The organism is Neiella litorisoli (assembly GCF_014773395.1).
Lineage (GTDB): Bacteria > Pseudomonadota > Gammaproteobacteria > Enterobacterales > Neiellaceae > Neiella > Neiella litorisoli.
Genome location: NZ_JACXAF010000012.1, coordinates 40,477 through 61,395, shown reverse-complemented (window position 1 = coordinate 61,395; position 20,919 = coordinate 40,477). Strand labels below are relative to the sequence as shown.

Below are 20,919 nucleotides of genomic sequence, written 5' to 3'. Positions count from 1 at the left end.
AACATCGATAGGTTTTATGAACGATAGTAAGTGGGTTAAGCAGTTTATTGAACTGCACGGGTTTGAATATTTCAGAGGAAAGCGCTCTCAGCAGCCATTGATTGTTGATGTTTCGGAGAATGCTCGCTTTGTTAAATTCGAATTGATAGGAAAGGAATCCATCAATTTGGACAAAATTCTTATCGAAGATGCTTCTGGCTCAGATCTGAGACAGGGAGCATCGATTATTGTTAGTTCGGCTTATAATGATGAGAGCCGTTTCGACGGCAACCGTTTGATTGTTGGCCCCCCAACAGGAGGGGTCAATTATCATTCAAAAAACGAGGAATCGCCTTGGCTTGTTATCGATCTTGGCGCAGTTAAATCGATCGCGAAGATACGGGTGTATAATCGCGATGATAAATTCTTTTATCGAGCTTTGTACTCCAAGATATCCTTGTCGAACGATTTGAGTCATTGGCAGCCAGTGTTTAATAATATTGCTTTTTTGGAGCATCAAGACTTTAACGAGCTCGATGAGCCATCAAAAGCGCTTGTGGAGTGTGCGACTCTCCGAGTAACAAGAGCAAGAAGGTATATTGATGCCTTAGTGAAGCAGGGACAGCGTGAAGAAGCAGAAAAGTTACTCGCTCAATGCAATGAAATTTTGCGCGAATTTGACAGTTCTTTGGGGCCACATGGATTGACCCAGACCTTTGACGTTCGAACCGATGAGCAAAAAGATCTTGCATACAAAGAGTTGTCTAAGTTTCTTCGTCTGCTCAATGAAGAGTTTGGTGTATCTGCTTTTGCTTCTTCTGGAACGTTACTGGGGTTTGTCCGAGACCAGCAGTTGTTAGGACATGATGATGATCTGGACGTTTGTTACATCAGCAACAAGTCAGATCCGGATAGCATCGTTGCTGAGCGAGCTCAGCTTTGCGAGTTTTTAAAGCAGCACGGCTACCAAGCAAAGCCATCGGACGTAGCGCATCTTTGGGTCTATACCGGTAAAGGGATTATGTTTGACCTGTTTACAGGTTGGCGTGAGGCAGGGACAACGTTGATGAACCCATTACCATTACCTGGCGTTCCCGATGGATGTATTGACCCTATAAGAAAAGTTAATTTCTTTGGGTATGATATATACCTACCGCTGGACCCAGAACCTTTGTTGGTTCTCAACTATGGGGCAGCTTGGAGGACGCCAGATCCTTTCTGGAAGTTCGATTGGTCCCATGCTAAAAATCAATACGGTTTTTTATACTTTGGACGATAGATGAAAACAGTAATTACTTTTGGAACATTTGATGTATTTCATGTCGGCCATGTGAACTTATTACAAAGAGCCGCTGCATTTGGTGACCGGTTATTTGTGGGAGTCTCCACCGATGCTCTGAACTTCAGTAAGAAACAGCGTTATCCTATTTATAACCAAAAAGATCGAATGAAAATCATCAACAGCTTACGCTATGTGAATCTTTGTTTCGAAGAGGAGTCGTTGGAGTTAAAACGTCACTATATCGAATACTACAAGGCTGATGTTTTGGTTATGGGAGATGACTGGGAAGGCAAGTTTGATGAGTTCTCAGATATATGTGAAGTGAAGTATTTGTTGAGAACGCCATCTGTGTCTACAACTCAACTGATTGAGGTGATTTCTTCATCAGAAGATTAAGCCTTCTTATGGCGCACTAACACTTTGTACTGCAGCTTGGACAGTACAAAGTGGTCATCAACAATCACAGCTAGATGATGCTTGAGTTACCGACATTGTTATTGTCGAACTTGAGTTTTATTTAACTCGGCGGCCTGCTCTTTAGGTGGGCGGCAGTATAAAGATAAATTAATCAGAGCGTTAACTAGGCTGTGCACTGAGTGTTGGACCTCGTCAGGAGAGCAGCTTTCAGCTTCATCGACCCGATAGTTGGTTTGTTCGTATGGAAAACCCAATGGTTTAAGTTTTTCATTCGATTCTCTGTAGTTGTCAACTAATTCGCGTCTTTCTTTTTTGTTTAAAATATGTTGGCAGCTATTATTTTTATCGAAAATACCTGATTCAGATATTTGGTTTAATACCGTGTATCGATTGGCTCCAAGAGTTGATGAATACTCCATATTTACAATTCGAGCAAAAGAGAGCATTTCAGGGCCCCAAGACTTGTTTTCTTTGTTGAAGTCCTGTTCTGTTAAATTGAAATTACAATTTATTTCCTTCGAAAATTCTGATACAAATCTTCCTTCTTGCAAATCTAAATCATAAGAACGAACGCTATATTCAGCATTCGGAAACGCTTTGATCCAATTTGAAATGATGTAATGAAAGTCGAGTATTGAACGATTGTTCTTCAACTTATTGAATGAAGCGGTTAGCGACTCTTTACCACCAGCTTTAATGTAGGTGCTATACCAAGACTCAAAAAAGTCATCTTGTCGGCGGACATAGTAGAGTATTTTTATAGAATAATCGGTTAGCGCGGAAAGTAACGATTGCAACTTGTATAGCGCATTGGGGCCTAGGCGAGAAGAAAAGTGCTCAGCACTGAGTACCACAGTGTGGTAATCAGTTTGTCGCGTCAGCATCTCTAGAAGCGGTAGCCATTCACTCTCAATTGTGCATTTAACGCCAGGAGGAACAAACTCCAGTGATTGACTGTGATCTAGGTCGTGTAAAGCCGCTACCAATGAAAAGTGCGCTTGCTCATTGAATCCTATCTTTGGGTAAAGGACGCCCTGGTTTTCGATGTTTTGTCTTTGGCTAGACAGCAAACGCTGGAGATATGTTGTGGCTGTTTTTTCAGAGCCTATGTGCAGGACTAATTGTTTCTTCATGCTTGTTCGAGACCACTTTAAGCCGTATTTTAGTTATCAACTTTAAGTTAATTAGATTTCAAATTTATTTCATCAATTTCTCTCGTTTGAATTCTCTTTTTTATCTAGTCGGGGACTGGTCGATTCACGTAGGAATTTCAGTTATCATCTTTTTTATCTTCACATTTACTAAAAATTTCCAATTCGCTTGCCCGATTAGGCTTTTTTATGAACCCTCGACTGTTTTATTTATGCACTGGTTTCCATAGAAGTGGTACTTCTCTTGTTGCACAATCTTTGATGCGGGCGGGCGTGTCCATGGGCAAAGACCTTATGGGACCTACGATAGGTAATGCTTTGGGGCATATTGAAGATATTCCCGTGGTACGTCTACACGATAAGGCGCTGGCGGCAAATGGCTGTGATTGGCGTTACGCTGGCCAAGCGGAGCTTTATTCTCCAGAATGGCTCCAAAGTGAAATAAAACAGTATCTTCAAACACGAGAATGTGGTTCAGGTCTGCAGGGGGTTAAAGACCCGCGAGCTTTACTTTTTTTGAATGATTGGGAACAGGCAGCCGGTGACGCGATTCGTTATGTTTTTACTTATCGGCATTGGGCTACGGCAGCTAATTCCATTTTTAATCGTCATAGCAGAGAATTGCTTTATTCTCGACAACAGATGAGCCAAAGACCTGGCGACATGGACTTCTGGTCTAAACCATACTTGGCTTTTGATATGTGGGCGCATAATGCTCGTAAATTGATCGATTTCCACCGGAACTGTAAAGAAAGGTCGTTATTGATTGCTCAAGAGGCTTTGGTTGACCCAAGTAGGAGTCTCGCGCAACTAGCAAAAAAAATTGCGTTGCCCAGTAGTACCTTTGATTCTTCTGTTATTCAATCTGATTTAACAGCAGGAACCTATGCGGAGTCGTTACTCGGCATGCTCTCAAGCGAGAAAATACAGGTATTGAATTCTCTATGGGAGCAGCTTGAAAGTGCTGCTGATGCACCAGGGGAACGGAGCCCTTCTCGTTGTGCGCTATCGATACCCTCGTCAATAAAGTCTCAGCTTGAATCTCAGTTGGTAAAGAGAAGGTCATTAGGCAACTCTTTTGGTATCTCGCATGGCATGCCGAATGAGTCAATTGATGAAAATGAAGTTAAGCTTCTGAATTGGAAGCAAGTACTTGAAAAAATCAAAAGCTATCCGCCAACAAAAGCTCCAGAGCAATTGTTTGAAGAGTTGTTGAGCCGCACATTTGGTAAAGCTCAAGACTATATGGATGTTGGGATACTGGCGGTAAGACATCAACACTATTTATTAGCTGAAGTCAGTTATCTTAGGGCTATTAATTTAAATCCTATCTTTTGGCAATACATGCACCTAGGGGATCTCTACGGCCGATTGAAGGAATATCAGCAAGCCGAACGTTGCTATCAAAAAGGCTTAGAACTCAACCCGCAAGGCCTCGATCTGAGAGCGAGGTTGGCCAATGAAAAGGCAAGAAAAGGAGAGTTTGAAGAAGCATCTAAATTACTTACTGAAGTATTTGAGCATAAGCCTGAACATGGCCTTGCTTTGCGCGTATTGCAGCGAATCGAAAAACATCAAACTGAAGCATCTGAAGAGGATAGAACTGGAACAATCAAAAAACTCATTACCAATCATTTGCCGCAAATAGACAGTTATGATCGAGTAGCCAGCGCTCTAGCTACAAGTCTGACAAGAGGCGCAGCTCTGGATCGATATATGCAGCAGAGTATTTTTCTTCAGAGAGACAATTTGATCTGGCTTCTAAATGGGATTGCTCAGCTCGAAAATAGTGCTGAGGTTGATTTAACTGCTAGGATATTCAACCACTGGCGTAGGCTATGGCCACACAATACTTTATTAGTCGAGCTTTTTGGCGTTGATACGGTTTTTGATTTAGTGTTTGCAACCCCAGAGAAGAAGGACAAGCTTAACTCAGGGTTGAAAATTGCTGTAAGCCTCACTGTGGCAGATGAAGCTTTTGTTCCTCAGGTTGTCGATTTCTTGGCTTGGTTGCCCTATGAGTTCGATTTACTTGTGACATGTGAGCCTAATTTAACAAAAGTGGTAGAGGACTATTTACATCATTCAGGCGCTAAAAATCTGCATATTTGTCGAAAAGAAAATATTGATGGGCAGCGGAGGGCTAGGGTAGCTATCGATGAACGTCATCTAAATTATGATCTTGTCTGTAACGTTCACACTGGGCCAGTAAACACTTCTTTCGTTAAAGGCGAGCGGTTGACATCTCTTTTAACTTTGTTGGGAAGTACATCAATTGTTGCGGATGTCGTACGAGCTTTCGAAAGCGACTCAAAGTTAGGTGTACTAATGCCACCATACCATCCCCATTCGGTCGCTAAAATTGGCTGGGGAGATTGTTTTGAAAAAGCGGCGCAACTAGCTGATGAATTTGGATTGAAGATGCCTCAGACAGTGGCTGCCTACCCTGCTTCCATGATGTTCTGGTATCGGCCTCAAGCATTGACGGATTTCTATCTTCGCGCTTCTGATGATATACACGAGAGTCTTTCCGCTGCCCCCGATTGTGAAGCTCGGTTGATTCCTCTGCTCGCTAGTAAAGCTGGCTACCAATGCCGGTTCTGCCACCATGTTTTGGAAATGTTTAGGGAATAATGGTTGCTGTGTAGCACGCCTGATTGCTTGCACGATAGTCCAGGGCAAATGGAAAACACTGATATCAAGAATCGTCCTCAATGATTTTTTTCCAAGTGCTTGGTTTCTCGTCTTTCAGGAAAAAATAAGCTTTTGCATACAGCTCAGCGAGTCGCTCATTCAAACTCTTGGGAGGTCGATTCGGAGAAAAAACTGTTTCAGCATTAACCTCTACTTGTGTAACACTCAGGAAATTAAAAATTCTACTCAAGGTCTCTTCGTGTTTGATTTTGAGATCGTGTTGAAAAATGATCAGAACTTGCTGGCGTGGAACTATGTTGAAAAGCTCTCTCAATTGGCGGCTATATAAGCCTCTGCTTAAGTATGAGTGTTCTCTCCACGCTGAATCGTAGCTCCATACGTCTTTATGTGAGAGAGTAGGTAGTTTATAGCGTTCACAGATAAAAGCGCTCAGCGCAGTTCGTTTCTCTGTCCCCCTTTTGAAGGACATGTGGTAGTGAGAAAGGGCCCGTTCTACTGGATCTCTTAACGATACGATGAATTTCGCATTAGGGTTGTAATGGTAACATTCTTCTAAAAAGTGAGTATTAAATATCGTTATAGGTGTTGCGTCGCATATGATCTGCTCGCCATTGTAGTGTTGGAATACTGAATCGTATTTATCTTTGGCATATTGATGCGGCTTAGGGTGTTCCAAGTACGATGGATCATCGAAAACGTGAGCTTCTTTGTTTTTCGCTAAACAAATATTGGGGTGCTGGCTAAGAAAGTGTGCCAAAGCTGTAGTTCCCGATTTTTGAACACCGATAATCTGTAAGTTAGGCTTCATTATTAAGCTTTCAATAACTACTAAAGCAATGAGTAAAAAATTTTACCCCAAGCGTATTTCGTTTTTCAGAGATTACCAAGGCTACACTGGAGGGCATCAAAAGGTCCACGATTATATAGAGCATACTTTGTCAGCATCAGTCATTGAGGTTGACTTGTATTTGTCAGCCAAATCTAGGACTAGGCCCGATTTATTTTCCAATTTTTCTCCGAGTGTTTATCAATCAATATATGATCCCACAAAAGCGGAACTGGTCTTTTTGGCAGGTATGGACTGGCATAGCTATCTACCTTTTTATGATGAGGCGCAATCACGTATAAATTTGATACAACACGTTCGGCACGCCGATCCCTCTCAGCCTTTATTTGAGTTTCTACAGTACCCAGCAACGAGAATATGTGTCTCTGAAGCGGTTCGACAAGCTATTCTGCCATACGCAAATGGACGCTGCATTACTATTAAAATGGGGCATGTAATACCGAAACTGAAGAGAAAAAAATGCTATGATCTATACATTTTGGCAAATAAGCGGCCAGCGTTGGGCCAACGGCTATTTGAATGGGCACAGAAGCAAAATTGGAAGGTTAAATTGCACGCAAGCAATGTTGCTCCTTTGGACGTGTATCAGGCAATGGCATCTTCTCGAATTTCGTTACCATTACCAAACAAGACGGAGGGTTTTTACCTTCCAGGCATTGAGGCCATGTCTCTTTCGGATTGGGCTGTCGTTCCTGATTGCGTGGCGAATAGAGAATATGAATCTATTTGGGCCAATATCACTTTGTGCGAGCCTGATTTTGAGTCTTGCTGCCATGCCATTACTAAGGCAGCTCAACGTGTTGGTTCACCTTTGTTACAGCTAAATAAATGGATAGGTAAACAAAAAGCCTACTCGTACTCCCTCGCCAAAGAAAGAGCCCACTATTTGAATGTGCTGAAAGGTGCGCGCGAAACTAATAGTCGCTAAAAGGCTGTATGTCGTTTACTCTTGCTCGGCTTGCGGGTAGCATCCTTTCCCCGTCGCTAAATTTCGAATGGTGGTGGGTATCGCTGTAGTTGGGTGATGGGTTGATCTTGTTCAGGATTAAGTAATTAGTAGCCAACTGTCTTTGCAAGTTGGCTTTGAGCCTCCGCTTTTCCACTTGGTATTACTTCTGTGAATGTTTTGATTTCAGCTAACACAAGCTGGTATGTGTACAACTTTAGAAAAAACACCATCTTGTCGCTAATAGGAAGGGGTTACTCAGTCACCGTTTTATCTCCAGCGGATAACTATGTCGCTAAACTCGAGGCATTAGGAGTTGAGCACCGCGATATTTATATGGATCGTGGAGGAAAGAACCCGCTCAACGATCTCGTGACACTGGCTAGTCTGGTAAAGTTTTTTTTCACCAATCAGTTTGATTTGTTGTTGAACTTCACTCCCAAGAACAACATATACGGTACATTGGTGGCCAAGGCATTCGGCTTGAAAATCATCAATAACATCTCTGGGCTTGGCTCGGTGTTTGTTCGAAACTCACTTGTTGCGAAATTAACGGTCCTTTTGTACAAGCTATCACAACGCCGTGCGGATGTTGTTTTCTTTCAGAATATCGAAGATAAGAAGCTGTTTCTCAAACACAAAATCATCCTTAACGGCAGTAATGTAGTACTGCCTGGATCAGGGGTTGATTTGCAGCGATTCAAGGCGACTCCATCTACCAATGACGGAGTCTTGAAGCTTGTGTTGGTTGCACGAATGCTGGTAGAGAAAGGCGTTTGTATATACGCTGAAGCGGCGAGAATTCTAAAACAAAAATATGGCGATAAGATCGAGTTCCGCCTACTTGGTATTATCGATTCGAAGAACAAGTCAGCGATAAAAGAGTGTCAAATTCGCTCTTGGGTCGACGAAGGACTGTTAACCTACTTGGGGGAATCAGAACGCGTTGAAATCCAGGTGGCTGAGGCTGACTGCGTTGTTTTGCCATCTTATTATCGAGAAGGCATTCCTCGCTCATTGCTTGAAGCTGCCGCAATGGCAAAGCCCATTATTACAACCGATAACGTCGGTTGCAGAGAAACAGTCGTAAACGGCGTAAATGGCTTGTTATGTCGACCAAATGATGTTGATAGCTTGGTATCAGTCATTGAGAAAATGTATGCAATGAGCCACGAGGAGCGTTTGACTTTCGGCCGAAAAAGCCGTCAATTAGCTGAGCAGAAATTTGATGAACATATTGTTATATCTAGCTATTTGAGCGCTATCGACCAGTTAGCTTAGACGTATTTGTTCATTTGCTACTTGGGTATCGTCCAAGTTTTCCAATCAAACCATGCCAAACACCCTTCGCAATGTACTTCAGCCGCTGTCGTCTCGGTGACTCAAAGCAAATAAAATAGGTGGCTTTTAATGGCATTCGAAGCAGTGTTCTGGTTTTGAATTGATAGGGTACATGTTTCTGCTTGCACAGGTGAATCCAATTTCTAAACACATAGTAATGTCGAATAGGGGCTGGCACATTAACAGTTACGAAGGTGTTGTCCCTTCGTTTTTCACCGAGCATATGGGGTAACTTTAACTCTTCATCAATAAGGACTTTATAGCCGCAGGTGCTGAGTCGCCAACAAAATTCATGATCGACTGAGTCAATAAACAGAGGGGCGTGAAATAAGCCAACCTCTTCGAATACATCAAGTTTTACAAAACTGCCGGATGACAAGGTGTATTCGACTTCGCTATAGCGGTTAATAATGCTGCGAATGTTTTTTAAGTTACTTTTATCTCTGTGCCGATAAGTTGTCCCTGTGTATTTGTTAAAAGCTCTCGCTGCGATTAGGCCAACGTTGACATCTAGGCTTCGAAGTTTGTCGTAAGAATTCACCATTTGGGGGACATACTCTTCTGGTACATCGCTATCTTGGTCGAAAAATACAACGTAATCGGCGCCCAACGCTTTCGCCTTGTCTAAGCCGTAATTCTGAGCATATGCGACGCCGTAATTTTCGCCCAAGTGCACGGAATGGATGTTGTTCTGTTGCTGCCAAGAGGTAGCTTCAGCATTCGGTGTGTTGTCGACGAGTAAACAAAAGTCTACCTGAGCAGAGATAGTCCCAATAGTGGTGTCGACGCCTACGGGGTTGAAAAGAACGACAATAGCAGCTGTTTTATTCATATGTTCGCGTTGGTGAGATTGAGTCTCATAACCTGAATTGAAGACTTCTATGCTCTGTAAAGATTGTTTCACAAAGGAAAGCTGATTAGCCGAAGCATGATACCGATTTGCACCACAATAAAACACCTTTTAGCTATTTGAGGGGATTGGCAGAGTTTCTTATATTCTGTGAGGCTATAAAAATTCTATTTCATATAACTATTCCAAACTGTTCTTTTGGTGACAGTGTATTTCCTTTATATTGTCACCATCTCGAGACTCGCCGGTAAGGCGCAGGCTTTTGTCGATGAACCTGAAGCGATTGTTTGTCAGTAACTTAATGGTTAACTGCGGTAACTTTCGTTAGACTCCTACTGTAGATATACAGGACACAGAAAGGCATATGGACGCTCATACCCTTACCCACCTCAAGGCGCTTGAAGCCGAAAGTATTCACATTATCCGCGAAGTAGCTGCCGAGTTTGATAACCCGGTGATGCTTTACTCCATTGGTAAAGATTCGGCAGTGATGCTGCACTTGGCCCGCAAGGCGTTTGCGCCGGGGAATCTGCCATTTCCACTGCTTCACGTCGATACTGACTGGAAATTCCGCGAAATGATCGAATTTCGCGACAATTTAGCCAAGAAGTATGGCTTCGAGTTGTTGGTGCACAAAAATCCCGAAGGCATCGCTATGGGGATGAACCCATTTGACTTTGGTAGTGCTAAACACACTGACGTGATGAAAACCCAAGGTTTGAAGCAGGCGCTGGACAAGTATCAGTTTGATGCAGCGTTTGGCGGCGCTCGTCGTGACGAAGAGAAGTCGCGGGCGAAAGAGCGGGTTTACTCATTCCGCGACAAAAACCACCGCTGGGATCCAAAGAATCAGCGTCCGGAGTTGTGGAACATCTACAACGGTAAAGTGAACAAGGGCGAGAGCATTCGCGTGTTCCCATTATCGAACTGGACTGAGCTCGATATCTGGCAATACATCTACCTCGAAAACATCGAGATTGTGCCGCTGTACAAATCAGCGATGCGCCCAGTTGTTGAGCGCGATGGTACCCTGATTATGGTTGATGACGACCGCATGCCACTCGAAGAGGGCGAAGTACCAATGCAGAAAATGGTTCGCTTCCGCACCTTGGGTTGTTACCCACTGACCGGTGCCGTTGAATCTGAAGCGACAACCTTGCCAGAAATTATTCAGGAAATGCTGCTGACCAAAACGTCAGAGCGTCAGGGCCGGGTCATTGACCACGATCAGGCTGGCTCCATGGAGCAGAAGAAGAAGGAGGGCTACTTCTAATGAGTCACGCATCTGATTTAATCGCCGAAGATATTCAGGCCTACCTGAAACAACACGAACAAAAAGAGCTGCTGCGTTTTTTGACCTGCGGCAGTGTGGATGATGGCAAGAGCACTTTGATTGGTCGTTTGCTCCACGACTCTAAAATGATCTATGAAGATCAGCTGTCGGCCATCAAAAAAGACTCGCAGAAATTCAATACCACCGATGAAGAATTTGATTTGGCGTTGTTGGTGGATGGCCTGCAATCCGAGCGCGAGCAGGGCATTACCATTGATGTTGCGTACCGCTATTTCTCGACGGATAAGCGTAAGTTCATCATTGCTGACACCCCGGGCCACGAGCAATACACCCGCAACATGGCGACCGGTGCATCAACCTGTGATTTGGCCATTTTGATGATTGACGCGCGCCATGGTGTGCAGGTGCAAACCAAGCGCCACAGCTTCATTGTTTCGCTGCTCGGTATTCGTCAGGTGGTGGTTGCCATCAACAAGATGGATTTGATGGACTTCTCCGAAGAGGTCTACAACAAGATCAAAGCCGACTACGAGAAGTTTGCCGAGAAACTCAATATTCCAAGTATCAAGTTTGTGCCGATCTCTGCGCTTAAAGGCGATAACGTGGTTGAGCGCAGCGAGCAAAGCCCGTGGTATCACGGCGAAACGCTGATGTCGATGCTTGAGAACGCCGAAATTGCCGCAGCTCGTAATCTGTCTGATTTCCGTTTGCCGGTGCAGTATGTCAATCGCCCGAACCTCAACTTCCGTGGCTTCTGCGGCACCATTGCTGCCGGTATTGTTCGCGTTGGTGACGAAATTACCGCATTGCCATCGGGTAAAAGCTCCAAGGTGAAGTCGATTGTTACCTTTGAAGGCGAGTTGCAAGAAGCTTATGCGCCAATGGCAATTACCCTCACGCTGGAAGATGAAATCGACATCAGCCGTGGCGATATGATTGTTCATAGCAATAATCAGCCAGAAGTGGCTGGTGCATTGGATGTTCACATTGTTTGGATGTCGGAAGATGCGTTGGTTGCCAATAAGCAATATGACTTCAAGTTGGCCACTAAGACGGCTAGCGGCTCGATTGCTGACATTCAGTATGCGATTGATGTCAACACGCTGGAGCATGACGATTCTGCGGTTCGTTTGAGTCTCAATGAAATTGGCCGTTGTCAGCTACACTTGAATCAGCCGGTGGCGTTTGACCCTTATGACAAAATTCCAGGTACCGGTGCCTTTGTCATTATCGACCGCCTGACCAATGTGACCGTTGGTGCGGGTATGGTGGTCGGTAAAGGCTCTGGCGATAAGTCAGGTGCGCAAACGACCTTCAGTGAGTTTGAGTGGGAGCTTAATGCGCTGATCCGTAAACACTTCCCACATTGGGATGCGAAAGATCTACGCGAGTTATTGAAGTAATGACGACGCAAAGCTGGCTGGTGGTAGCAATTTTTGTTGCTACCCTGGCCGGTTTAATTCGCTTTCAAAAACGCCCCGCCAAGGTGTTCGGTTGCACCTTGTTGGCGGTGTTTGGCTTCGGCTTGGTATCCACTGAGCAGATGCTGTCCAGTCTAGTCAACCCTGGTCTCATCACCCTAATCCTGCTGATCATTTGCTCGTTTGCATTAGAAAAAACCCGTTTTCTGCGGTTAGTCGCATCGACTGTGATCAAACCGGGTTTCAAGCTGACATGGCTGCGGCTATTTGGCTCCACCGTCATTTCATCAGCCTTGCTCAATAACACTGCGGTGGTTGCAACCCTGATTGCGCCGATTCGAAGTAATCCTCACCATCCTGCGGGCAAACTACTCCTGCCTTTGTCTTATGCCGCGATTTTGGGTGGCACCCTGACCTTGATTGGTACTTCTACCAACCTCATCGTCGACAGTATGTTGTATGAAACCAGCAATGAGCGGCTGGATTTCTTTGCCTTCACTAGCGTCGGCACCTTGCTTGTGATCGCCGGTGGTGTGACGCTGTTTTTGTCATCGCGTTGGCTGCCCGATACTCGAGTAACCGAAGCCGACAGCGTGGGCTATTTTCTTGATGCCAAGGTACAACCTGATTCGACCATGATCGGCAAGTCGGTTGAGGAAAATGGCTTACGCCATCTTGAATCACTGTTCTTGGTGGAAATTGCTCGCGCCGATCGGCTGATTTCCCCTGTGACGCCTGCCGAAATTATTTTGCCCGGCGATCGTTTGGTGTTTTCCGGTGATATTTCGAAAGTGATGCAATTAAGCCAGTTTGATGGCTTAAAAACCTTTGCCGATGAAAGCGGCATGCTCGCGTCGAATTTAACCGAAGTGGTGGTCCGGCCCGACAGCTCATTGATTGGCTTGTCATTGAAAAACGCCGGTTTCCGAGCCCGGTTTGATGCTGCAGTAGTGGCGATGCGGCGCGATGGTCAGCGTCTGTCCGGCAAGCTAGGTGAAGTAAAAATTCAAGCCGGTGATTTTTTGGTGTTGGCCGTAGGCCCAGACTTCTCGTCTCGCAACAACTTAACCAAAAACTTCATTGTGATCTCCGGTGTGGAGCCAGAGACACGGCTGTCTGGCCAACGTGAATGGATTGCCGGTTTAGGTTTTCTTGCTGTTGTGGCCCTAGCGGCTACCGGAACTTTGAGCTTACTCAAAGGTTTAATGCTATTTTTGGCTGTCCTCTACTTCACCGATTGCCTAAGCTTAAATGAAGTGCAGCGGCGCTTGCCGCTCGATATTTGGCTGGTGGTGGCATCGGCATTAACGCTGGCTCATGCCTTGACGAACTCCGGCATGGTCGCTGAATTTGCCAATTTATTTGCCCAGTCGTTTGATACCAGCCAGATTTATTTGGCATTTATTGGGGTCTATATCATGACCTTGGTATTAACCGAATTGGTCACCAATAATGCTGCCGCAGCGCTAGTATTTCCGATGGCTTATGGCATGGCGCTTGGCTTTAATGTTGACCCAATGCCATTTGTAATGGCGGTGGCGTTTGGCGCTAGTGCCAGTTTTGTTAGCCCCTATGGCTACCAAACCAACTTGATGGTGTATAACGCCGGACAGTATCAATTGAAAGATTTTTTACGCGCCGGACTACCGGTGTCACTGGTGTACAGTGTGGTGGTGCTGCTCGCAGTACCTTACTTCTTCCCTTTTTAATGGTGGGACAAGAGCATGGCTGAGAATATTGTTTGGCATGAGCACAAAATTACCCGTGAGCAACGTAATGCGCTTTGTGGACACAAATCTTGCGTACTTTGGTACACAGGGTTAAGCGGCTCGGGCAAATCGACCGTAGCTAATGCAGTGGATGAATTACTGCACAAGCGTGGTGTTCATACATACGTGCTCGATGGCGATAACATTCGTCACGGCTTGAACGGCGACTTGGGTTTTTCAGATAAAGAGCGGGTTGAGAATATTCGCCGCGTTGGCGAGGTATCGAAGTTGTTTGTTGATGCCGGTTTGATCGTGAGTACCGCATTTATCTCGCCATTCCGCGCCGATCGCAAGCTGGCTCGCAAGTTATTCCCCGAAGGCGAGTTTGTCGAAGTGTTTATTGATACACCGCTGGAAGTGTGTGAAAGCCGCGATCCAAAAGGTTTGTACAAGAAAGCGCGGGCCGGCAAGATCCCTCAATTTACCGGTATCGACTCGGCTTATGAAGAGCCAGAAGCGGCTGAAGTTCGAGTGAAAACCGATGGTCGCAGCGTGATTGACTGCGCTCATCAGGTGGTGGCTTTCTTATCTGACAACGGCTATCTGGCAAGCGAATAGTCGATTAGTAAAAATTATTAATAACAACTGATTACGAAAACAAGGACGACTTGATGTCTGAACTTATTAACCAAGGCTTGGTCGATGCGGTTATCGCCACTGCAAAAAAAGCAGGTGCGGAAATCATGGCGATATACGATCGGGATTTCTCCATCTACGAAAAAGACGACAAGAGTCCATTGACTGAAGCTGATTTAGCAGCGCATAAAGTGATTGTTGCTGGGTTGCAGCAGTTACCGGTGTTTTATCCGATCCTGTCAGAAGAAAATGCCGATATTGACTGGGCTGAGCGTCAGCAATGGGACACCTACTGGCTGGTTGATCCGCTGGATGGCACCAAAGAGTTCATCAAGAAAAATGGCGAGTTTACCGTCAATATTGCCCTAGTCAGCAATGGTGTGCCGGTGATGGGCGTGGTTTATGCGCCAGCCATTGATACCTTATATTGGGGGGCGGAGGGACTTGGTGCCTACAAGCAAGTCGCAGACGCAGCTGCTACAACAATTAAAGCTGCCGCCGCCGCAGCCGGTGAAACGGTCAAAGTGGTCGGTAGTCGCTCCCATCCAAGTCCAGATATGGCCGCTTACTTAGAGCAGTTCGACAGCCATGAAATGGTTGCCATGGGCAGTTCATTAAAACTATGTTTGGTCGCCGAAGGCGCCGCTCATGTTTATCCTCGTTTAGGGCCAACATCCGAATGGGATACCGGTGCCGCTCATGGCGTTGCTTTGCAAGCAGGCGCTCGGGTGGTCACAGTGGAGGGGGAGCCACTGACTTACAATCAAAAAGAATCGGTACTTAACCCTTATTTTATTGTTGAGCCGGTTTAACCTAGCCTCACTCAACATAACATGACTAAAAAAACCGGATTATTTCCGGTTTTTTTATATCTGAAGGGTTTTAGCTGACATCAAATCGTGGCGGGTTTCGGACTCTGGCGAGTTGGCATTAAGCTCAAGGCTTTGTCAAAGCCAGTCAAAATTACCGGAAATGTCATTTGCTGATTGGCTTGATTGACATAAGCGACCGCCAGTATTTTGCCCGTGGTCAGCTCGTTTAGTAGTTTGTTATCGACAGCCACATTCACTTCGCATACTTTGCCATCACAACCCGTGATGGGAAGGTGCAGCGGTGAATGACCATCAACCTTTAGCCCCACGCCTTTGCTTTTCAATGCATCGGGCGTAAAGCGCACTTTCAAAATTGGCTGGTTGGCTGAGTGAAAGTAAGTTACGCCGCCGACAACGCCGCTTTTCCCCGCTTTTTCTGCCATTACCAACTGAGTAATAGTGCATGGCGAATCCTCCGCGCATGCCAATGTCCAAGCTTCAATGTCTTGCTCAGTGGCGATTGTACTGAATGCAAAAAATGCCGTGCCAATGCAGGCTATTAGTCCCTTAATCATAACCATCTACCTTTGTTAGATTCGGCGGGAGCAGCTTGCTCCCACCGCGATCAATTAAGCCGCTGACAGGCTCAATTTTTGTTTCCGTAACCACATTACTAAAACAAAAGGTAACACCAGAAGCAATGGCGCAGGCTCAGGAACAGGAGAGGGGCCTGGAACATATTGCGTAATTGGGATTTGCCGCATTGAGACATCGCCACTGCTGACAAATGATAGACCGGTGACAAACGCATTGGTGTCACTAGGGTCAATCATATTGGCAATGTCGATTCCGGTGACTCGGAATTCGCTGACGCCATCAGCGCCGAAGAAGAATTCCTGACCAGCGTTTACGGTGGCCATTTGACCATCGAAGATGACTTGGAAAATGTCATCATCAAAGCCGGCGGGCAAGGTGACCGAACGGAAATTTGGACCAGAATCGACGACATAGTCATAGCCAATCGCAACATCAGGGTCAATAAAGATGGTTTCATTTTCCTGAACGTTAAAATCGAATTCCCAGTTGCCACCTTCTGTGACTGGCATCAACGGGTTTTCCGGTGTGGCGCCAGGTAATTCACCTTCGCGGATGGCGAACCGCCAAACCCCATCTTCGCCGGTATTAGATGTTGTCGCTAGATCAATCACATCTTCGGTAAATGAGCCGGGTAAAGCGAAGTAGTTAATGCCATCGCCAGCGTCATAACCTGCTTGAGCAGGGGTGGCGAACTCATCGGTCGGATCTCCAAAACCGCCGACGCCGCCAGACGCATCACCTGTGGTCCAGCTCAGGTTGTCATAGCGAAATTCGACATCAAAGTTACCATTGCCGGTATCAGAGCGGTCAATCAACACGAGTTGGAAGCTATTGGTTAAATCGGAATGTTGGTCGTAGTAGCCAACCTTATCCCAAGTGACGGTGACAATGCCTTGGGCTTGGTCACCAGCAACATAGACACCACCGCAGGTGTCGCATCGGGTATCAACATCAGCCCAATAAGGAGCGATCATGGGCTGAGAGGCGACAGGAAAGGGTTGAGGCGTCCAGGTCGAGACACCGCCATTAAAGGTAATGTTGCCGTTATTGTTAACGATGAATTCTGAGTAGGTGGTACCAAAGTAGTTGATTTCAAAGGGCAGTTGATGGCTACCAGAGGAACCGTCATCATTTCGTTCGTTTCCTGCTGAAAAAGCCGACTCGCCATAACCTGTGGGGCCGCCTAAACCATCAAGCATCACCGAAGCAGATGAGAAAGTGGGAAGAGTAATGGCAACCGAGGCTAGCATCGCCAAATGCTTTTTGTTCATCGACAAATCCTTATCTAAATTTGCAATTATTGTTGAGGGTCTTTCTCGCTATACTCCATGCAAGAAACGGCAAAACATAAAGCAAATATAAAGCCAAATTAAAAAATCAAATTAAAACAATTGGATAAGCGGTGCTCTCACAATAACCCTACATTTTGTGTTAATTTATCTGACAATCTATCTCGCTGAATGATAATGATTTTCCTCTCCAATAGGGGGATGCAATCGAGCATTGATTCATGTTCAGCTGACTTGGCTATTTAGCAAATCTATAGGAGAGATTCGTGAGCCATAAACTCAACATTGGGATTGATCTCGGCGGCACTAAAATCGAGTGCATTGCTTTGTCAGCAAGTAACGGACAAGAATTATGGCGTCGCCGAGTCGCCACTCCGCGAGGGGATTACGCAGCCACACTTGGAGCCATTGCTGAGCTAGTCGCCGAGGCAGAGTCCACACTTGGCCTCAGCGGCACGGTTGGCCTCGGTATTCCGGGGACGATTTCCGGTCAAACAGGGCGGGTGAAAAATGCTAATTCTACCTGGCTGAACGGCCAGGATTTACAGGCCGATCTCGAACAACGATTGCAGCGCCCAGTTCGTATCAGCAACGACGCCAACTGCTTTGCCGTGTCTGAATCTGTTGATGGCGCTGGCGCTGGTTATGGTGCGGTGTTTGGCGTCATTTTAGGAACCGGTGTTGGTGCTGGCGTTGCTATCAATCAACAAGCGTGGAGCGGCAGCAATGGCGTAGCCGGTGAGTGGGGGCACAACCCGTTGCCTTGGCTCACTGAGCAAGAGCAGCAGCTGCAACAAGCCTGCTACTGTGGCCGTAGCGGCTGTATCGAGACTTGGCTGGCTGGACCATCTTTTGCCCGAGTCTATCAACAAATGGGCGGAGATCTGCTTAACGCGCCGGATGTGATGCAGCGAGTGGCAGCAGGAGAGGCGCTCGCAACGCAGGCCTTCAACGATTACTGTCAAAGACTGGCACGGGCTTTGGCTCATGTGGTTAACGTGCTTGACCCTGGAATCATTGTGCTCGGCGGTGGCATGTCCAATGTCGATGCCATTTATCCCAAGGTTAATGAACAGCTTTCAGACTGGGTATTTGGCAATGAGTGTGTCACGCCTGTGGTGAAGAATCTACACGGCGATTCAAGCGGCGTACGCGGCGCTGCTTGGCTATGGAATAACGGTTCAACACCACAATGACAGCGGCGGATCTTTCGCAAGACACGACAAAATATCGCGCTTGGTCACTATGCCTAGGACGCCACCATTGGGTTCGACAACTGGTAATGACGGCGTTTGTCGTTCGATCATGATTTGTGCTGCGCGGCGGACATCGGTGACTGGAGCCGTTGAAATGACTTCTGGCTCGAGCAGTTCGGGCGTGTCGTTCAGGGTCAGGCGGTGAAATTTAGGCGATGGCAAATCCAATAAATATTCGGTGAATTTGTGTCGTTGTATCAAGGAGTGAAGCTGCTGGTTAGCATTGACCACCGGGAACGCGCTGAATTGATATTGCTTAAAGGCTTGATGGATGGAGTCTAAGCTGGCTGACAACTCCAACACTTTGACCGGCTTGGTCATGACCTGATAGACGTGGTAGATCAGCTCTCGCTGGTTTTTCTCCGGCAACGTTGCTTTGTAGCGGTCAATGGCGCTATGACTGACTAACTCGTCAGTATCATTACCCTGAGACAAGTGAATCGATGAGTTGGCAAAGTCGCTGGCGAGCGCAGCGGTTGTCTCGTCGGTTTTATTAATTTGGTAGAGCTTTTCTAATGGGCCGCCGAATAGCTTGCCATTGGTACTAAACACATAAAACATCCGCTTTCTCCTATCATTGCGAACATTGATGCCGCCTCAGCGAGGACGCGGACTGGTTTTGCTCTCCCATATAATCATTGTTGTTCTTGGCAGTTTGTTGGTTGCAGTGCTGAAAGTGCAATGCTCTTATTCGGCTTACGTGTCAACATGAGAACAGATCACTGTCATCGTTTCTTTATATTGTCCTTTCGTTTGGCTTTCACATAAAAAAGCCAGTCACAACGGACTGGCTTGAAATTGAGTTGGTCAGTGGTTACTTCACTTCTTCGCCAGCTGCTTGCTTATCAGCGTGGTAGCTGGAGCGAACCAGCGGGCCGCACGCGGCGTGTTCAAAGCCCATTTCATAGGCTCGCTCACGGAACATGTCGAATTCGGTTGGGTGGACGTAACGGGTCACTGGCAGGTGATGCAAGCTTGGCTGCAAATACTGGCCAATGGTTAACATGGTGGCATTGTGAGCGCGCAAATCTTCCATCACCTCAAGGATCTGTTCGTTGGTTTCACCCAAACCAACCATCAAGCCTGATTTAGTTGGGATATCTGGGAACATTTCACCAAAGCGGCGGATCAACTCCAACGACCACTTGTAGTTGGCGCCTGGACGAGCCATTTTGTAAAGCGCAGGTGCAGTTTCGAGGTTGTGGTTGAAGACATCAGGTGGATGCTTCGCCAGTGCTTCCAGTGCCACATCCATCCGACCACGGAAGTCCGGCACCAGAATCTCAATTTGAATGTCTGGGCTGTGACGGCGAATGGCTTCAACACACGCGGCGAAATGAGCGGCTCCGCCGTCACGTAAATCATCGCGGTCGACTGAGGTGATCACCACGTAACGTAAACCCATGTCAGCAATAGTGCGCCCCAGTTTCTCTGGTTCATTTTCATCAAGAGGCAGCGGCTTGCCATTGGCAACGTCGCAGAATGGGCATTTGCGAGTGCAAATGTCGCCCATGATCATAAAGGTCGCAGTGCCTTTGTGGAAACACTCGGCCAGATTCGGGCAGGATGCTTCTTCGCACACCGAGTGCAGGCCGTGTTTTCGCATACCGTCTTTAACGCGTTGAATATTCGCGTTATTAGCAGGCAGCTTTACTTTCATCCATTCAGGCTTACGGAGCAACTGCTCCTTTTCACTTGGGATCACCGTAATCGGGATATGTTGGACTTTATCAGCATCGCGCTTTTTTACGCCTGCTTCATTTCTTACAGACTTAGTCATTCACTACACTCGGCAATTGGTCAGTATCTTGGGTTGCTGCGTACCCTAAGCGCTCAGCCAATAGTTTGGCGAGTTTGGGCGCGGCTTCGGAGGTGGTGTTGGGGCCGCCCAGAGCTGAACTCTGAGTCATTGCCATGCCGGCGTAGCCGCATGGGTTTATTGTTAGAAATGGTGATAGATCCATGTCGACATTTAACGCCAACCCATGGAACGTACAGCCTTTGCGCACGCGTAAGCCCAATGATGCAATTTTTGCATCATCAACGTAAACACCTGGGGCATCGCATTTGGCGTAGGCTTCGATACCATATTCGTTGAGCAAGCTAATAATGGCTTGCTCCATGTGGGTGACCAGATCGCGAACGGAAATTTTCAGACGTCGCAAATCCAGCAATAAGTAAATAATCTGTTGTCCTGGGCCGTGATAAGTCACTTGGCCGCCACGATCGGCTTTGACGATGGGAATATCAGTCTGGCTCAGAATATGCTCTTCTTTACCTGCTTGGCCGAGGGTAAACACAGGATTGTGCTCAAGCAGCCACAACTCATCGGCGGTGCTGCTATCGCGGCTATTGGTAAAGTCTTGCATCCATTGCCAGCATTGTTGGTAAGGCTGCTGGCCCATGGTGCGAATAATCAGCTTGCTCAAGGTGGTTG

Annotated in this window: 19 protein-coding genes; 11 read left to right on the top strand and 8 right to left on the bottom strand. The window is 46.4% G+C overall.

What is annotated here, in order from left to right:
• The first annotated feature begins 16 nt into the window (after positions 1-16).
• Together IC617_RS10180 and IC617_RS10175 are read left to right on the top strand one after the other, a co-directional pair.
• Positions 17-1,258, top strand: a complete 1,242-nt coding sequence (locus IC617_RS10180) for a discoidin domain-containing protein (RefSeq protein WP_191144891.1) — start codon at positions 17-19, stop codon at positions 1,256-1,258.
• Positions 1,259-1,657: an FAD synthase family protein gene (locus IC617_RS10175; RefSeq protein ID WP_191144890.1), complete on the top strand. Its 399-nt coding sequence runs from the start codon at positions 1,259-1,261 to the stop codon at positions 1,655-1,657.
• Between the two features lie 98 nt (positions 1,658-1,755).
• Here IC617_RS10175 and IC617_RS10170 read toward each other — a convergent pair whose 3' ends face one another.
• Complete coding sequence (locus IC617_RS10170; protein ID WP_191144889.1) at positions 1,756-2,811, bottom strand: hypothetical protein; 1,056 nt, start codon at positions 2,809-2,811, stop codon at positions 1,756-1,758.
• Positions 2,812-3,018: 207 nt separating this feature from the next.
• On the opposite strand from IC617_RS10170, the gene IC617_RS10165 reads away from it, so the two are divergent.
• On the top strand, positions 3,019-5,463 hold the full coding sequence (locus tag IC617_RS10165) for a rhamnan synthesis F family protein (protein WP_191144888.1): 2,445 nt from the start codon (positions 3,019-3,021) through the stop codon (positions 5,461-5,463).
• 64 nt (positions 5,464-5,527) lie between these two features.
• Here IC617_RS10165 and IC617_RS10160 read toward each other — a convergent pair whose 3' ends face one another.
• Positions 5,528-6,292 (bottom strand): sulfotransferase family protein, encoded by a 765-nt coding sequence (locus IC617_RS10160; protein WP_191144887.1) that lies wholly within the window; start codon positions 6,290-6,292, stop codon positions 5,528-5,530.
• 28 nt (positions 6,293-6,320) lie between these two features.
• Here IC617_RS10160 and IC617_RS10155 point away from each other — a divergent pair, with 28 nt between their 5' ends.
• Positions 6,321-7,259: a hypothetical protein gene (locus tag IC617_RS10155; protein ID WP_191144886.1), complete on the top strand. Its 939-nt coding sequence runs from the start codon at positions 6,321-6,323 to the stop codon at positions 7,257-7,259.
• Between the two features lie 189 nt (positions 7,260-7,448).
• Entirely contained in the window at positions 7,449-8,558 is a 1,110-nt protein-coding gene (locus IC617_RS10150; protein ID WP_191144885.1) for a glycosyltransferase family 4 protein, read from the top strand.
• Between the two features lie 10 nt (positions 8,559-8,568).
• Here the strand turns inward: IC617_RS10150 and IC617_RS10145 are convergent, their stop codons facing one another.
• On the bottom strand, positions 8,569-9,522 hold the full coding sequence (locus tag IC617_RS10145; RefSeq protein WP_191144884.1) for a glycosyltransferase family 2 protein: 954 nt from the start codon (positions 9,520-9,522) through the stop codon (positions 8,569-8,571).
• Between the two features lie 310 nt (positions 9,523-9,832).
• On the opposite strand from IC617_RS10145, the gene cysD reads away from it, so the two are divergent.
• The 5 genes from cysD to cysQ are packed head-to-tail and all read left to right on the top strand — an operon-like array spanning position 9,833 to position 15,340.
• The gene (gene cysD / locus IC617_RS10140; RefSeq protein WP_191144883.1) at positions 9,833-10,741 is read left to right on the top strand and encodes a sulfate adenylyltransferase subunit CysD; all 909 of its coding nucleotides are present in this window, start codon (positions 9,833-9,835) and stop codon (positions 10,739-10,741) included.
• Positions 10,741-12,165, top strand: coding sequence for a sulfate adenylyltransferase subunit CysN (cysN, locus tag IC617_RS10135; RefSeq protein ID WP_191144882.1), 1,425 nt, complete (start codon positions 10,741-10,743; stop codon positions 12,163-12,165). Before cysD ends, cysN begins: the two co-directional genes overlap by 1 nt.
• On the top strand, positions 12,165-13,892 hold the full coding sequence (locus IC617_RS10130; protein ID WP_191144881.1) for an SLC13 family permease: 1,728 nt from the start codon (positions 12,165-12,167) through the stop codon (positions 13,890-13,892). The genes cysN and IC617_RS10130 overlap by 1 nt, the downstream gene beginning before the upstream one ends.
• A 15-nt stretch (positions 13,893-13,907) precedes the next feature.
• The gene (gene cysC, locus IC617_RS10125) at positions 13,908-14,510 is read left to right on the top strand and encodes an adenylyl-sulfate kinase (protein ID WP_191144880.1); all 603 of its coding nucleotides are present in this window, start codon (positions 13,908-13,910) and stop codon (positions 14,508-14,510) included.
• Between the two features lie 53 nt (positions 14,511-14,563).
• Positions 14,564-15,340, top strand: coding sequence for a 3'(2'),5'-bisphosphate nucleotidase CysQ (gene cysQ, locus IC617_RS10120; RefSeq protein ID WP_224745923.1), 777 nt, complete (start codon positions 14,564-14,566; stop codon positions 15,338-15,340).
• 80 nt (positions 15,341-15,420) lie between these two features.
• On the opposite strand, the gene IC617_RS10115 is transcribed toward cysQ, so the two are convergent.
• Both IC617_RS10115 and IC617_RS10110 read right to left on the bottom strand, forming a co-directional pair.
• On the bottom strand, positions 15,421-15,915 hold the full coding sequence (locus IC617_RS10115) for an invasion associated locus B family protein (protein ID WP_191144879.1): 495 nt from the start codon (positions 15,913-15,915) through the stop codon (positions 15,421-15,423).
• Positions 15,916-15,969: 54 nt separating this feature from the next.
• Positions 15,970-17,208: a nidogen-like domain-containing protein gene (locus tag IC617_RS10110; RefSeq protein WP_191144878.1), complete on the bottom strand. Its 1,239-nt coding sequence runs from the start codon at positions 17,206-17,208 to the stop codon at positions 15,970-15,972.
• Positions 17,209-17,492: 284 nt separating this feature from the next.
• Here IC617_RS10110 and mak point away from each other — a divergent pair, with 284 nt between their 5' ends.
• Entirely contained in the window at positions 17,493-18,422 is a 930-nt protein-coding gene (mak, locus tag IC617_RS10105; protein WP_191144877.1) for a fructokinase, read from the top strand.
• On the opposite strand, the gene IC617_RS10100 is transcribed toward mak, so the two are convergent.
• The 3 genes from IC617_RS10100 to lipB form a co-directional block, all read right to left on the bottom strand.
• Positions 18,408-19,043, bottom strand: a complete 636-nt coding sequence (locus tag IC617_RS10100) for a CBS domain-containing protein (protein WP_191144876.1) — start codon at positions 19,041-19,043, stop codon at positions 18,408-18,410. The genes mak and IC617_RS10100 overlap by 15 nt on opposite strands.
• 253 nt (positions 19,044-19,296) lie before the next feature.
• Positions 19,297-20,262, bottom strand: a complete 966-nt coding sequence (lipA, locus tag IC617_RS10095; RefSeq protein WP_087505737.1) for a lipoyl synthase — start codon at positions 20,260-20,262, stop codon at positions 19,297-19,299.
• Positions 20,255-20,911 carry a lipoyl(octanoyl) transferase LipB gene (gene lipB, locus IC617_RS10090; protein WP_191144875.1) on the bottom strand — a complete coding sequence of 219 codons (657 nt, stop codon included), beginning with the start codon at positions 20,909-20,911 and terminating at the stop codon, positions 20,255-20,257. The genes lipA and lipB overlap by 8 nt, the downstream gene beginning before the upstream one ends.
• Positions 20,912-20,919: the final 8 nt, after the last annotated feature.